Annotated in this window: 10 protein-coding genes and 1 pseudogene; 7 read left to right on the top strand and 4 right to left on the bottom strand. The window is 62.6% G+C overall.

The window, feature by feature from the left end; translation table 11 throughout:
* Window positions 1-26: 26 nt before the first annotated feature.
* The 4 genes and pseudogenes from ygfK to C2U40_RS09680 form a co-directional block, all read right to left on the bottom strand.
* Window positions 27-1,844: pseudogene (ygfK, locus tag C2U40_RS09695) on the bottom strand (putative selenate reductase subunit YgfK); the annotation flags it as partial.
* A 33-nt stretch (window positions 1,845-1,877) separates the two neighbouring features.
* Entirely contained in the window at window positions 1,878-4,844 is a 2,967-nt protein-coding gene (locus tag C2U40_RS09690; protein WP_103828021.1) for a Tn3 family transposase, read from the bottom strand.
* A 3-nt stretch (window positions 4,845-4,847) separates the two neighbouring features.
* Window positions 4,848-5,408, bottom strand: a complete 561-nt coding sequence (locus tag C2U40_RS09685) for a recombinase family protein (protein WP_014003957.1) — start codon at window positions 5,406-5,408, stop codon at window positions 4,848-4,850.
* A 2-nt stretch (window positions 5,409-5,410) separates the two neighbouring features.
* On the bottom strand, window positions 5,411-6,019 hold the full coding sequence (locus C2U40_RS09680) for a hypothetical protein (protein WP_014003956.1): 609 nt from the start codon (window positions 6,017-6,019) through the stop codon (window positions 5,411-5,413).
* Between the two features lie 319 nt (window positions 6,020-6,338).
* Here C2U40_RS09680 and C2U40_RS09675 point away from each other — a divergent pair, with 319 nt between their 5' ends.
* The 7 genes from C2U40_RS09675 to C2U40_RS09640 all read left to right on the top strand — a co-directional run bounded on the left by C2U40_RS09675 (window position 6,339) and on the right by C2U40_RS09640 (window position 14,336).
* A complete protein-coding gene (locus C2U40_RS09675) occupies window positions 6,339-7,916 on the top strand; it encodes a methyl-accepting chemotaxis protein (protein ID WP_103243957.1) in 1,578 nt (525 codons plus the stop codon).
* Between the two features lie 274 nt (window positions 7,917-8,190).
* A complete protein-coding gene (locus tag C2U40_RS09665; RefSeq protein WP_103243958.1) occupies window positions 8,191-8,736 on the top strand; it encodes a S26 family signal peptidase in 546 nt (181 codons plus the stop codon).
* A 46-nt stretch (window positions 8,737-8,782) separates the two neighbouring features.
* Complete coding sequence (locus C2U40_RS09660; protein ID WP_103243959.1) at window positions 8,783-9,130, top strand: DUF736 domain-containing protein; 348 nt, start codon at window positions 8,783-8,785, stop codon at window positions 9,128-9,130.
* A 3-nt stretch (window positions 9,131-9,133) separates the two neighbouring features.
* The gene (locus C2U40_RS09655; protein ID WP_103243960.1) at window positions 9,134-9,895 is read left to right on the top strand and encodes a lytic transglycosylase domain-containing protein; all 762 of its coding nucleotides are present in this window, start codon (window positions 9,134-9,136) and stop codon (window positions 9,893-9,895) included.
* Window positions 9,896-10,139: 244 nt separating this feature from the next.
* The gene (locus C2U40_RS09650; RefSeq protein WP_103827475.1) at window positions 10,140-11,879 is read left to right on the top strand and encodes a relaxase/mobilization nuclease domain-containing protein; all 1,740 of its coding nucleotides are present in this window, start codon (window positions 10,140-10,142) and stop codon (window positions 11,877-11,879) included.
* A 25-nt stretch (window positions 11,880-11,904) separates the two neighbouring features.
* A complete protein-coding gene (locus C2U40_RS09645; RefSeq protein ID WP_103243961.1) occupies window positions 11,905-13,893 on the top strand; it encodes a conjugal transfer protein TraG in 1,989 nt (662 codons plus the stop codon).
* A gap of 8 nt (window positions 13,894-13,901) precedes the next feature.
* Window positions 13,902-14,336: a hypothetical protein gene (locus tag C2U40_RS09640; protein WP_044416634.1), complete on the top strand. Its 435-nt coding sequence runs from the start codon at window positions 13,902-13,904 to the stop codon at window positions 14,334-14,336.
* Window positions 14,337-14,346: the final 10 nt, after the last annotated feature.

Raw genomic sequence — 14,346 nt, 5'->3', positions numbered from 1 at the left:
TGCTCCTTCGCTTATTCGTGGTTCGCTCAGGCCTCGACGGCCCCCAGCAGGTAGTGGTGATGAGCGTGGACATGGCTGATGATGCGGCACATGTCGCCAAGGGCCGCTGGCACGTCCTTGATCCGGCTCTGGGCGTCTATGGTCAGGCGATAGGTCTCGCCGCCCTGACGTACCCGCAGCTCACCGCCATCCGCCAGATAGAAACCGGGGTTGCGGCTGTTGTCGAAGTCCTCGGCCAGGCTGAAGATGGTGACCTTGTCCTGATAGGGCTTGCCCTGCCAGGGGCAGAACTGGGCGCAGTTGCCGCACTCGTTGCAGTAGGCATCCAGGTGCAGGGTCTGGAACTGGTCCTTGAAGCCCGGCACTGCGATGGCGACGTTGGCCCGGTTGGGGCAGACGTCCACACACTTGCTGCAGAGGTAGTTGCACTCGAGGCAACGGTGCGCCTCTTGCGCCACGAAGGCCTCCCGCTCGCCCTTGTCCACCAGGGTGACAGCGATGTTTCCCTTGCGGCGGTAGATCTCGTCCTTGCCCGACGGCTGGGTCGCCACGTCACGCTGCTGGCTAGCGATATGCTCGCGGGCCAGCACCAGATCCGCGGCGCGGCGGGCTCCACCGATGGCACCGACGATGGAGGATGGGCCGCTTTGCACGTCACCGATGAGGAAGACGTTGCGACGGCTGGTTTCGCCAGTCTGGCTATCCACCTCGGGCCAGCCATCGCTGCCAAGAGGAATGCCCATGGCTTTAAGCACCTCGCAGTCAGGCTGCTCGCCGATGGCGGTGATCAGGGCATCCATCTGCATCACTTCGGTCTGCTCGGTGGGCACAGGGCGGCGGCGGCCCTGCTCGTCAGGATCCCCCAGCGCCATCATCCGAACTGTGAGCTTGCCATCTTTGTCAAAGCGCTCCGGATTGGTGAGGAAGCAGAAACGCACCCCATCCTCCACCGCTTCCAGATACTCCTCGCGATAGGCGGGCATCTCTTTTTCGCCGCGACGGTAGATCACGGTCACATCGCTGACACCGGGCACCTTGAGGGCGGCGCGGGCGCAGTCCATGGCGGTGTTGCCGGCCCCGATCACCGCCACATGGCGGCCCAGCGGCAGCGGTTTGCCCTGATTGAAACTGCGCAGGAAGTTAAAAGACTTGTAAATCCGCTCGTGTCCCCCCTCGAGGCGCATGCCGCCATTCTTGTCGGCGCCGATGCCGACGAAGACATAGGTAAAGCCCTGGGTGTGCAGCTTGTCGACGGTGAGCGCCGGATCGCAGCCGAACTCGAACTTGACCCCGTGGGCGGCGACAAAGTCGATGTCATGCTGAATAAGCTCGGCCGGAATGCGGAACTCGGGGATGATGTGCTTGACCACGCCACCGGCATCCGCTTCGCGTTCGAACACGGTGACCGGGTGACCGGCGCGGGCCAGGAAGTAACCGGCGGAGAGACCGGCCGGGCCTGCGCCAATGACCGCAACCGGGTGTTTGTCACCGCTACCGGCCGGTTTGTGCCAGCGCGCCTTGTACCCTTCCCAGCCGCGCTCCAGCGCCACTTTTTTCAGCTCGCGGATATTGAGCGGGCTGTCGTAATCCAGACGGGTACAGTTGTACTGACACTGGTGATCGCAGATATGGCCGGTGATGGCGGGCAAGGCATTGCGCTGATAAATGAGTTCCAGCGCAGCCACATATTCCCCCTCGCCCATCAGGCGAATGTACTCGGGAATATCCTGATGCACGGCGCAGGCAGTGACGCAGGGCGCCACGTAGCAGTCGGTCAGCGGCAGGCCGCCCCCCACTTCGATGCGATCGTCGGACTTCCACTCCTTCTGGGTGTAATCCATGGTGGGGAGCCCGCAGAATTCGGAAAAAATCGTACGCTAAGGTTTTCCGGGCAACCGTAGCGGCCTGAACTTCCCGTCCTCCAGCCTGCGGCTCTGCCGCCAGACGTAATCGCCGGTCAGGTTGATGTGTTCCCAGCCCAGCGGCGACAGGTATTGCAGCAACTCACCGTTCACCGGCTTGCCGACCTCGACCAACCCCTGAGTGGCGCGCTCCAGGTACACCGTGTTCCACAACACAATGGCGGCCGTCACCAGGTTCAGGCCGCTGGCCCGGTAGCGCTGCTGCTCGAAGCTCCGATCCCTGATCTCGCCGAGGCGGTTAAAGAACACCGCCCTGGCCAGGGAGTTGCGCGCTTCACCCTTGTTCAGTCCAGCATGCACGCGGCGGCGCAGTTCGACGCTTTGCAGCCAGTCGAGGATGAACAGGGTGCGTTCGATCCGGCCCAGCTCGCGCAGGGCCACGGCAAGGCCATTCTGGCGTGGATAGCTGCCGAGCTTTCGCAGCATCAGCGAGGCAGTGACGGTGCCCTGCTTGATCGAGCTGGCGAGGCGCAGGATGTCGACCCAATGGGCGCGGACGTGCTTGATGTTCAGGGTGCCACCAACCATTGGGCGCAATGTCGGGTAGTCCTGGACGCTATTCGGCACATACAGCTTGGTTTCGCCGAGGTCGCGGATGCGCGGTGCGAAGCGGAAGCCCAGCAGGTGCATCAGGGCGAAGACGTGATCGGTGAAACCGGCCGTGTCGGTGTAGTGCTCCTCGATCCGCAAGTCGGACTCGTGGTACAGCAGGCCGTCGAGCACATAGGTGGAGTCACGCACGCCGACATTCACCACGCGGGTGCTGAACGGTGCGTACTGGTCGGAGATATGGGTGTAGAACAGTCGCCCCGGCTCGCTGCCGTACTTCGGGTTGACGTGCCCGGTGCTTTCGCCCCGGCCGCCCGCCCGGAAGCGCTGGCCATCGGAGGATGAGGTGGTGCCGTCGCCCCAGTGGGCGGCGAAGGCATGGCGGTACTGGTGGTTGACCAGCTCGGCCAGGGCCGCCGAATAGGTTTCGTCGCGGATGTGCCAGGCTTGCAGCCAGGACAGCTTGGCGTAGGTCAGGCCGGGGCTCGACTCGGCCATCTTGGTCAGCCCGAGGTTAATCGCATCGCCCAGGATTGCTGACAGCAGCAATGTCCTGTCTTTGGCCTCGGCACCGTCCTTCAGGTGGGTGAAGTGGCGGCTGAAACCCGTCCAGTCGTCCACATCCATCAGCAGTTCGGTGATCTTGATGCGCGGCAACAGCTGACTGGTCTGGTCGATCAGCGCCTGCGCGGTATTGGGCACCGCAGAATCCAGCGGGGTGATCTTCAGCCCGGACTCGGTGAGGATGGCATCGGGCAGCTCGTTGTCCTTGGCCAGCCGGGTTACGGTGGCCAACTGCTCGTCCAGCAGCTGTAAGCGCTCTTCCAGGTACTGGTCGCTGTTCGGGTTGATCGCCAGGGGCAGGGCCTGTTCCCGCTTGAGCGCGGCGAACTTCTCTGCCGGCAGCAGGTAGTCGTCGAAGTCGCGGAACTGCCGTGAACCCTTGACCCAGATGTCACCGGAGCGCAGGGCGTTCTTCAGCTCGGACAGCGCGCAGATTTCGTAGAAGCGTCGGTCGTGGCCTTCCGGGGTGATCACCAGCGGCTTCCAGCGCGGCTTGATGAAGGCGGTAGGGGCATCCGCCGGCACCTTGCGCAGGTTGTCGGCGTTCATCTCGCGCAGGGTCTGCACGGCCGCCAGCACGCCTTGCGCGGCCGGTGCAGCGCGCAGTTCCAGCACCTCCAGCAGGGCCGGCGTGTAACGGCGCAGGGTGGCGAAGTTCTCGCCGACCAGGTGTAGGTGGTCGAAGCCCTCCGGCCGGGCCAGCAGCTCGGCCTCGCTGACGCTCTCGGTGAATTCGTCCCAGGGAATCACCGCCTCGATGGCGGCGTACGGATCGCTGCCGTTTTCCTTTGCCTCCAGCAGAGCCTGGCCGATCTTCGAGTACAGGCGCACCTTGTCATTGATCGCCTTGCCCTGCTTCTGGAACTGCTGCTGATGCTTGTGCTTCGCGCCGCTGAACAGCTTGACCAGGATGCGGTCGTGCAGATCGACCAACTCATCAATCACAGTCGCGGTGCTCTCCAGCACTACGGCGGCCAGGGTCGCGTAGCGCCGCTGCGGCTCGAACTTGCCAAGGTCTTTGGGCGTCATCTGCCCCCCTTCGCGGGCCAGCTTGAGCAGGCGGTTCTGGTGGATGTGCCGGCCCAGCCCTTCGGGCAAGTCCACCAGCTGAAATGTCTTCAGCCGCTCGATGTGCTTAAGCATGTGCCGAGAGTTGGGTTTCAGCGGTGCCTGGCGCAGCCAGGTCAACCAGGTGATGCTGCTGCCGGCCTTGAGCTTCAGCAGTTCGTCCAGCTTGGCACGGTGCGAGTCCGTGAGTGGTTCGACCAGGGCGCGGTAGACCCGCCGATTAGCCCGCGCAATGGCCTCCGAGCAGGCCCGATCAATTACGCTCAGCGCCGGCAGGATGCGCCGCTTCTGCCGCAGGCTCTCCAGAGCCTGGCTGGCCAGCAGCAAGCCCTTGTCGGTCTGCTGGGCCAACTCGGTCAGCTCGCGCACGAGGTTGCGGAAGTCGGACAGGCCAAACGGGGCCAGTTGCAGGTAGGTGCGCAGTTCATGGGCGTGCTCGCGGCGGGTCACGTCGCGTTCGCCGTACTTCGCCCAACTCGCCGGGTCGGCCTGAACCTGCTTGGCCACCCACAGGATGACCGGCTCGGGCGGCTCGCTGTCGGTGCCCAACGCATAGCCGGGGTAGCGCAGCAGGCTGAGCTGCACCGCGAAGCCTAGGCGGTTGGCGTCGCCGCGCCGCTGGCGGATCAGCGACAGGTCGGAGTCGTTGAAGGTGTAGTAGCGGATCATGTCATCCTGGCTTTCTGGCAACGCAAGCAGGGTGTCCCGCTCCGTGGCCGAGAGGATCAAGCGACGCGGCATGTATCAGTCGTCCGTGCGGAGGTACTGGTAGAGGGTTTCCCGGCTGATGTTGAACTCGCGGGCAAGCTGCGCCTTGGGCTCGCCGGCCGTCGCTCGCTGCCGCAGGGTAGCAGCCTGCTCATCGGACAGGGCTTTCTTGCGGCCTCGGTACGCGCCACGCTGCTTGGCCAAGGCGATACCCTCACGCTGCCGCTCGCGGATCAGGGCGCGCTCGAACTCGGCGAAGGCACCCATCACCGACAGCATGAGGTTGGCCATCGGCGAGTCCTCGCCGGTGAAGACTAGGCCCTCTTTCAGGAATTCGATACGCACGCCGCGCTGGGTCAGCTTCTGCACAAGGCGGCGCAGGTCATCGAGGTTGCGCGCCAGGCGATCCATGCTGTGCACTACCACGGTGTCACCTTCGCGGACGAAGCTCAGCAGCGCTTCGAGCTGGGGGCGCTGAGTGTCCTTGCCCGAGGCCTTGTCGGTGAACACCTTGCTCACCTCGGTCTCCTCCAGCTGGCGTTCCGGGTTCTGGTCGAAGCTGCTGACCCGGACGTAGCCAATGCGATGTCCCTGCACGCCTACTGCTCCGCCGAGAAATGGCGCTCGGGCCAACGCCAACGGCGGATGCGCTCCCACAACACTTTGCCGCCAATCCCAACATCGTTCTTGTCGGGATCGAGATTGAGTAACAATGCCAGTCGAGCGATCGCGCTCTGCATCGGGTACATGTTCCCGTAGCCAGCGATCTTTCGCAGGATTTCATTCTCGCTCTTCTCTAACTCTTCGGGAGTATTGAAGGTGGTGGCATAGTCAGTGATCACTGCTGAAGCGGCATCCAAGGCGCTGTAGGTTTCTCGAAGCACTTCGAGCACTTCATGAGTGAGTGCCCCCAGCTCGACTTGGGTTCCATCCGGCAAGGTGGCGATCCCCTTCTCGAAAAAGATCACCCCGTCACGTAGATAAAGTGCCTGGAGGGCATCTACCCCAACGAACGACGGCGCGTCCTGGTCTACCGCAGGCCTGCCGAGAATGTGGCAATGCAAATGCAGGCTCGCGGCTCGAAGCAAACGCCGCGCCTCGGGAGTTGGTGGATTTATCCAAGGGTCTGCCTGCTCCCGCCGCCAGACAACCGTTCCCCACCACAGCCCGGCGACTACCAACCCTAATCCAACCCATAGAAAGGTCATCAGAACAACTCCGCGTTGAAGGTGAGCAAGGGGGCTAAGTGCACTTTCTGTTCCGTTGCGCCTCAAGCCCTGCTTTTGTCAGGCTGAAATCTATGACCTTTGCGGGCATGTGTCAAAGAATGCGAAAGAAGACTCTATTCTGACGGAGCTGCGCGGTTCTGCCTGACATCCAGTTAGGGTATAGCCTAGATTGACATGCGCGATGCAACCCTTAACTTGCTTGCACCTATCGTTTCCATGCTAGCTTTATCGTAACGCTCAAGAAATTGGGCTTAATGCCGAAAACAATAAAATAAAACAGCCAACCCTTGAGGTTCTTATGCGCCAGAATTTACCAGTGACGGGTCGAAACTTAGAACTCCCAAAAGATGCCAATATTCTTTCGACTACCTCCCCTCAAAGCCATATCACGTACGTTAATCCTGACTTCATTAAAATCAGTGGTTTCACTGAGGAAGAACTATTAGGCCAGCCTCACAACATCGTAAGACACCCAGATATGCCGCCTGCTGCATTTGAGCATATGTGGAGTACATTAAAATCTGGCCGCTCATGGATGGGGCTAGTAAAAAATCGCTGTAAAAATGGCGACCACTATTGGGTAAGTGCTTATGTAACGCCAATAGCTAAGAATGGTTCGATTGTTGAATACCAGTCTGTAAGGACCAAGCCTGAACCTGAGCAGGTTTTGGCTGCGGAAAAATTATATGCTCAATTGAGAAGCGGGAAGGCCGCGAGGCCGAAATTGGCTGCTAGCTTTTCCGTGAAAATACTCTTGCTCATATGGGGTAGTATTATATCAAGCGCAATGGCTGCCGGCATGCTTACTGATACATCAATAAGCAGCTTATTGTTAGCCACTTTAATGTCAGGAAGCTTAAGCTCTGTTAGTGTTTTGGCTATTCTCTCTCCTCTTGGAAGACTGGTTGAAAGAGCCAGGAATATTTCCAATAACCCATTAAGTCAATCCCTCTACACTGGGCGCACCGATGAGTTTGGCCAAATAGAGTTTGCTTTACGAATGATGCAAGCTGAAACAGGCGCCATAGTAGGTCGCATAGGTGATGCATCAAATCGGCTTAGCGAACACACCCGAGGCCTACTAAAGGATATTGAGTCAAGCAATGTACTTACAGTTGAGCAGCAGGCAGAGACAGATCAAATAGCAACGGCAGTAAACCAAATGGTGGCAAGCATTCAAGAGGTTGCGAGCAATGCACAGCATGCTGCAGATGCGGCCGGAAGAGCAGACACTGAGACGGCATCTGGCCAGCGTCTGGTAGCCTACACAAGCCAGTCAATCACTGCCCTTGAAGGTGAAATTAGGCAAGCCGCTCAGGTTATTCATGAGCTTGAAGGTCAAAGTAACGAGATATCAAAAGTTCTTGACGTTATACGAGGGATCGCCGAGCAAACGAATTTGTTGGCACTCAACGCAGCAATTGAGGCCGCACGTGCTGGTGAGCAGGGGCGTGGTTTTGCTGTTGTCGCCGATGAGGTTCGCAGTCTTGCTGCTCGCACACAGCAATCGACAACGGATATTCAAAGCATGATCAGCGCTCTACAAGAGCGAGCGCAATCCGCTGTTACAGTCATGGAGCAAAGTAGTCGGCAAGCGCACACGAGTGTAGCTCACGCAGAGGAAGCAGCTACAGCTCTTGATGGAATTGGCCAACGCGTTAACGAAATTACCGACATGAACGCGCAAATAGCGACTGCGGTCGAGCAGCAGGGAGCAGTAAGTGAAGACATAAACCGCAGTATTATCAATATACGCGATGCTGCTGATACCAATGTACAGACCGGGCAGAATAATTTGCAAAGTGCGAAATCTGTCGCTCAGTTAACTAGCGCTCTGAGCGAACTGGCAAAACAGTTTTGGGAAAAACGAGGATAACGCTTTTCAGTATCTCGACAGGGATAACTTACTTTACCATCGGTTATCCCTTTTAGCCGCACAAATTTTAGCCATGGCTTTTCAGGAAGTCAGGGCTATCAGAATGGCCTTAGAAAGCCTAGTCAAAGAGCTGTCACGAGAACACCGTTAGCTTAGCGTACGATTTTTTCCGAATTCTGCGGTTCCCCCACAACCGTCTGACGGTCGGTGAAGCGCCCCGCGCCTATGACATGCAGCAGCATCGCGCCTTCCTCCTGCGCCGGGAGATTGGCGCATGACCCGCCTCGGCTATGCCTTCGCGACGACTGCCGCCGTATCGCTGCTCGGCATCACGTCGATCGCGTCATTCGCACCAAAGCTGGTCTGGAATGCCTCGGCCAGCACGCCGATCGGTCTGTATGCGATCGGCGAACCCGGCCGGGTCGACGTGACGGATCTGGTCGCCGTGCGCGCGCCAGAGCCGCTCGCCACCTTCCTTTCGGATGGCGGATATCTGCCGCGCGGCGTTCCGCTGATGAAGCACGTTGCTGCGCTTCCCGGGCAACGTGTGTGCAGAACCGGGCTCGCCATCACGGTCGATGCCGTGCCGATGGGCGATGCGCTGGACCGCGATCGTCGCGGTCGCTCGCTGCCGATCTGGCAGGGCTGCCGCATGGTCGCGGACGGCGAACTGTTCCTGATGAACTGGCAGGTCCGCGACAGCCTCGACGGCCGCTATTTCGGGCCTCTCCCCGCCAACTCGGTCATCGGCCGGGCCACACCCCTCTACACCGACGAGGACGGCGATGGCCGCTTCGTCTGGCGCGCGCCGACGCGGTGACGGCACGCCCATGACCTTGTCCACCGCAATCTGAAGGAGACGACCCATGTCCGTGATCGGTCAATTCACGCGCGAAAATGATGGCTTCGTCGGCCACCTGACGACGCTGTCACTGCACCAGGACATCATCATCGTTCCGGCCGAACCGTCCGATGCCGAGAACGCGCCCGACTTCCGCGTCCATGTGCTCGACAGCATGAACAACGAAACCGGCGCGGAGATCGGCGCCGGCTGGAAGCGCACCGGCGAGAAGGCCGGCGACTACGTTTCGCTTCAGATCGATGATCCGACCTTCGGGCATCCGATCCGCGCCAACCTCTTCCAGTCGGCCGACGACAAGTCCGCCTGGGGCCTGCACTGGAACCGCCCGCCCAAGCGGGCCGAGCGGGACTGAGCGATGTCGGCTCCGCACCTCAAAGCTGTCGTCGGGCGGTCCAACGCCGCCCGGCGCACAGCCCTCCTTCTCCTTTCCGGCCTCCTGCTTTCCGCGCCGCTTTGCGCCACCGCGACTGCGCAGACGGTGTCGGTCGAGGGGCCCTCTCGCGCCGATTCCTACGCCACATTCATCACCGAGGCAGCGCAACGGTTCGGCGTTCCAGAGCACTGGATTCGTGCCGTCATGCGCATCGAAAGCGCTGGCGACGTGCGGGCGATCTCGTCGGCCGGCGCGATGGGACTGAAGCAGGTCATGCCCGCCACATGGGCCGATCTGCGCGTCCGTCACCGGCTCGGCGCGAATCCTTACGATCCACGCGACAACATTCTGGCGGGCACTGCGTATCTGCGCGAGATGCACGACCGCTACGGTTCGCCGGGGTTTCTCGCGGCCTATAATGCTGGTCCCGGCCGCTATGAAGAGTATCTCGCCGGCCGTCCTTTGCCGGCCGAAACTCGCGCCTATGTCGCCGCGCTCGCACCCGTCATCGGCGGCGCAGACGCGCTTGCTCCCGTTACGGTCGCGGCAGCCGATCCCAACGCCTGGACGCGGTCTCCGCTCTTCATCGCGCAGTCCGAACACGCGACGACCGCCGTTCCGACGTCCAACAATGGCGCTTCCGAGGACACTCCGGCCGCCATTCCGGTGCGCGATGTCACAGCCATCGCTCCGCAATCCGCAGGCCTGTTTGTCGCCCGAAACGCCGATCGGGGGCCGCGATGACGGTGTTCGCGGCATTTCGTGGAATGGCGTGCTCTGGCGCAGGGATGGCGGTCCGAGGACGGAGAGCAGGCAACACAACCGCACGATGGCGAGATAAAAGCGCGCGATGTGCGGCTTGGTGCGGTCGTGTGTTTTCAGAGACTTATGGCGAATTGGCGCGAGGTGCGCCTGATCGACGCAGCCTGCGCATTCGCCATTTCGCGAGGGATTTCCGCGCGTTTGCGCGATGTGCGGAGCCTCGGCCATGAGCGGCGAGGACGACTTCCGCATCCGGCCAGGCCGTATCCGCTCCACCCGCGCACAGCAAACGCGGCCCTTCATCGCCCAGGCCCTCGCCGCCGCCCAGCGTGCCGGCGGCAGGGTCTCGCGCTCCGGCAAGATCAGCTCGGGCAACCGCTCGCGTTTCGGGCGCGGCCAGCGAGCGACCGTCCAGGCCAATCGACTGCTCACCAACCGATCGCGCAACACCGTGATCAAGACGCGCGTCGTCCGGCACACCGCTCGCTCGGCGCCGCTCAACGCCCACCTCAGCTATCTGCAGCGCGAAGGCGTCACCCGGGATGGGGAGAAGGCGAAGTTGTTCGGGCCGGAGACGGAGGCGGCCGACGCCAAGGCTTTCGCCGAGCGCACTCAGGACGACCGACATCACTTCCGCTTCATCGTCTCACCTGAGGACGCGACCGAGATGTCCGACCTCAAGACTTTCGCCCGCGAGCTGATGGGGCAGATGGAGACAGACCTCGGCACCAAGCTCGACTGGGTCGGCGTCGATCACTGGAACACGGATAATCCACATGTCCATATCATCCTGCGCGGGCGCACCGATGACGGTCAGGACCTCGTCATCTCGCGCGACTATATCAAGGAAGGCATGCGCGCCCGCGCGCAGGACCTCGTCACCCAGGAGCTGGGGCCGCGCACCGATCACGAGATCCGCCGCAATCTCGAACGGCAGATCGACGCGGAGCGCTGGACCAATCTTGACCGCCAGCTTGCCCGCGACAGCTATCGCACCGGCGTCGTCGATCTCGCCCCGCTCCCTGACCGCCAGCCCGACGAATTCCATGCGATGAAGGTCGGCCGCCTCCGCAAGCTGGAGACCCTCGGCCTCGCCGATCAGGTCGGCCCCGGACAATGGGTCGTGTCCGAGAATGCCGAGGCGACGCTGCGGGAGCTGGGCGAGCGTGGCGACATCATCAAGCGCATTCACCGTGGCCTGACCGAGCGCGGCATCCAGCGCGGCGCGGCCAGCTACGTGCTTGCCGGTGAGAGCCTCGACGATCCGGTCATCGGCCGGCTGGTCGACCGTGGTCTCGACGACGAGTTGAAGGGCACCGCCTATGCCGTGGTCGACGGCACCGACGGACGCACCCATCACATCAAGCTGCCCGACCTCGACGCCGCTGGCGACAGCGCGCCGGGCTCGATCGTGGAGCTGCGCAAATTTGACGACGCGCAGGGGCGCAGGCGCGTCGCGCTCGCCGTCCGCTCCGATCTCGAAATCGAGCGGCAGGTCCATGCGACCGGCGCCACCTGGCTCGACCGGCAGGCGATCGCCCGCGATCCCGTCGCGCTCGGCGGCGGCGGATTCGGCGCGGAGGTTCGTCACGCGATGGACAGGCGGGCCGAGCACCTCGTTGGTCAGGGCCTTGCCGAGCGGCAGACGCGCGGTGTCAGTTTCTCCCCCGGGCTGATCGACACGCTGCGCCAGCGCGAGGTCGACGCCCTTGGCGAGAAGCTTGCGGCCGAGACCGGTCGGCAATTCTCGAAGGCCGCGGCGGGCGAATATGTGGCCGGCACCTATCGCCAGCGCTTTGCGCTCGCGTCGGGCCGCTTCGCCATGATCGACGACGGCCTCGGCTTCCAGCTCGTGCCCTGGTCGCCGTCGATCGAGCGTCAGATCGGTCAGCACGTCTCCGGCGTGTCGCGCGGCGCCGGTGGCGTCGACTGGAGCTTCGGCCGCAATCGCGGCCTCGGCATGTAGCCCAATCAAGAAAGGAGTGCCCGCCATGTCGGCGACCAAAATCCTCTGGGGCCAAATCCTCACTGTCTTCCTGATCGTGCTGATGACGACCTGGGCGGCGACGCAGTGGACGGCCTATCGGCTCGGCTTCCAGCCGCAGCTCGGACTTCCGTGGTTCGAACTGGCCGGCTGGCCGATCTACTATCCGCCCGCCTTCTTCTGGTGGTGGTACTTCTACGACGCCTATGCACCTCCGATTTTCATCGAGGGAGCCTATATCGCGGCGTCCGGTGGCTTCATTTCCATCGCCGTCGCGATCGGCATGTCGGTCTGGCGGGCGCGTGAAGCTAGGAATGCCGAGACGTTCGGCTCCGCCCGCTGGGCGGTCGCCGCGGAAGTCCGCGCCGCCGGCTTGCTGGGCGCGGACGGCGTCGTGCTCGGGAAGTTCGACCGCGACTATCTCCGCCATGACGGCCCCGAGCATGTGCTGTGCTTCGCGCCCACGCGATCCGGCAAGGGCGTCGGCCTGGTCGTGCCGTCGCTGCTGACCTGGCCGGGCTCCGCGATCGTCCATGACATCAAGGGGGAAAATTGGACGCTCACCGCCGGCTATCGCGCGCGTCATGGTCGCGTGCTGCTGTTCGATCCAACCAACACGAAATCTGCCGCCTACAATCCGCTTCTCGAGGTGCGCCGCGGCGAATGGGAGGTCCGCGACGTCCAGAACATCGCCGACATCCTCGTCGATCCGGAGGGCTCGCTGGAGAAACGGAACCACTGGGAGAAAACCAGCCACGCATTGCTGGTAGGCGCAATCCTGCATGTCCTCTACGCCGAGGCTGATAAGACGCTTGCCGGCGTCGCGGCGTTCCTCTCCGATCCGAAGCGGCCGATCGAGTCGACGCTCGCCGCCATGATGAAGACAGCCCATCTCGGCGAGGCCGGACCGCATCCGGTGATCGCCAGCGCCGCGCGCGAGCTGCTGAACAAATCCGACAACGAGCGATCAGGCGTGCTGTCGACAGCGATGTCGTTCCTCGGCCTCTATCGTGATCCCGTCGTCGCCGAGGTCACACGCCGCTGCGACTGGCGCATCGTGGATATCGTCGGCGGCAAGCATCCGACGACGCTCTACCTCGTGGTGCCGCCGTCGGACATCAACCGGACCAAGCCGCTGATCCGCCTGATCCTCAATCAGGTCGGCCGCCGGCTGACCGAGGACCTGCAGGCGAACGGAAACCGCCACCGGCTGCTCCTCATGCTCGACGAGTTTCCCGCCCTCGGTCGTCTCGACTTCTTCGAGAGCGCTCTCGCCTTCATGGCGGGCTACGGCCTCAAGGCCTTTCTCATCGCCCAGTCGTTGAACCAGATCGAGAAGGCCTACGGCCCGAACAACTCGATCCTCGATAACTGCCATGTCCGGGTTAGCTTCGCCACCAACGATGAGCGGACCGCCAAGCGGGTCTCGGACGCACTCGGCACCGCAACCGAGATGCGGGCGATGAAGAACTACGCCGGCCATCGCCTGTCGCCCTGGCTCGGCCACATGATGGTGTCGCGCTCGGAAACGGCGCGGCAACTGATGACGCCCGGCGAGATCATGCAGCTCCCGCCCGCCGACGAGATCGTCATGGTCGCCGGTACGCCACCGATCCGCGCGAAGAAAGCGCGGTACTATGAGGATCGCCGGTTTCAGGAGCGCATCGTAACGCCGCCGAACCTGGTGAAACGGACAACGGCACGGCCCGATGACTGGAGCGCGCTGCCGCTTCCAGCGGCGCCGACCGTGTCGATCGCGACCGACGGCGAGCGCGGATCGGAGGATGAGGATACGACCGACTCCGAGCGCCGGCATCAGCCGGAACTGAGCCGCGCAAAGCCCGTCGAGCCAATGCAGCCCATCGAAAACGAATTCGAGATCGATCCCCGCGACGATGCCGATGAGGACGCCGCTCGCCTCTCGCGCATGAATCAGACCATGCGCCAGGTCGCACGCCAAGCATCGCTCGATCCCGGCGACGGTATCGAGCTTTAGGAGGCACCATGGCAAAGCCTCCCAAAAAGCAGCGGCTATCGGTGTATCTCGAACCCGACGTCATGAAGGCGCTCGCCGCGCACGCCGCCCGGCGCGATCAATCCCTCTCGCTGATCGCGGAAGCTGGCATCGCCTCCTTCCTGTCGCCCGACGCTGCCGAACGGCAGGAGGCGGCTACGACGAAACGGCTCGACCAGCTCGACCGGCGAATGGCGCGTATGGAGCGTGACCTTGGAATCGCCGTCGAAACGCTGGCCGTCTTCATCCGATTCTGGCTGACGACGAACCCGCCGCTCCCCGAGCCCGCCCAGGCAGCGGCGCGCGCCAAAGCCGGCGAACGCTACGAAGCGTTCGTCACCGCGCTCGGCCGGCGACTCGCTCACGGGCCGAAGCTTAGGCAGGAAATTTCCGAGGACATCACGCCCGCGCACGACGCGGATTAATCACGGCCAC

Origin of the sequence: Aeromonas sp. ASNIH4 (genome assembly GCF_002934425.1) — a bacterium.
Taxonomy (GTDB): Bacteria; Pseudomonadota; Gammaproteobacteria; order Enterobacterales; family Aeromonadaceae; genus Aeromonas; species Aeromonas hydrophila.
The sequence above is the reverse complement of the archived record's forward strand: the minus strand, read 5'-3'. Positions and strand labels throughout refer to the sequence as shown.

Coding starts and splice junctions, on each gene's coding strand:
- C2U40_RS09680 (WP_014003956.1), bottom strand. CDS start 6,019: ATGACCTTTCTATGGGTTGGATTAGGGTTGGTAGTCGCCGGGCTGTGG.
- C2U40_RS09665 (WP_103243958.1), top strand. CDS start 8,191: ATGACCCGCCTCGGCTATGCCTTCGCGACGACTGCCGCCGTATCGCTG.
- C2U40_RS09650 (WP_103827475.1), top strand. CDS start 10,140: ATGAGCGGCGAGGACGACTTCCGCATCCGGCCAGGCCGTATCCGCTCC.
- C2U40_RS09640 (WP_044416634.1), top strand. CDS start 13,902: ATGGCAAAGCCTCCCAAAAAGCAGCGGCTATCGGTGTATCTCGAACCC.
- C2U40_RS09675 (WP_103243957.1), top strand. CDS start 6,339: ATGCGCCAGAATTTACCAGTGACGGGTCGAAACTTAGAACTCCCAAAA.
- C2U40_RS09655 (WP_103243960.1), top strand. CDS start 9,134: ATGTCGGCTCCGCACCTCAAAGCTGTCGTCGGGCGGTCCAACGCCGCC.
- C2U40_RS09690 (WP_103828021.1), bottom strand. CDS start 4,844: ATGCCGCGTCGCTTGATCCTCTCGGCCACGGAGCGGGACACCCTGCTT.
- C2U40_RS09645 (WP_103243961.1), top strand. CDS start 11,905: ATGTCGGCGACCAAAATCCTCTGGGGCCAAATCCTCACTGTCTTCCTG.
- C2U40_RS09660 (WP_103243959.1), top strand. CDS start 8,783: ATGTCCGTGATCGGTCAATTCACGCGCGAAAATGATGGCTTCGTCGGC.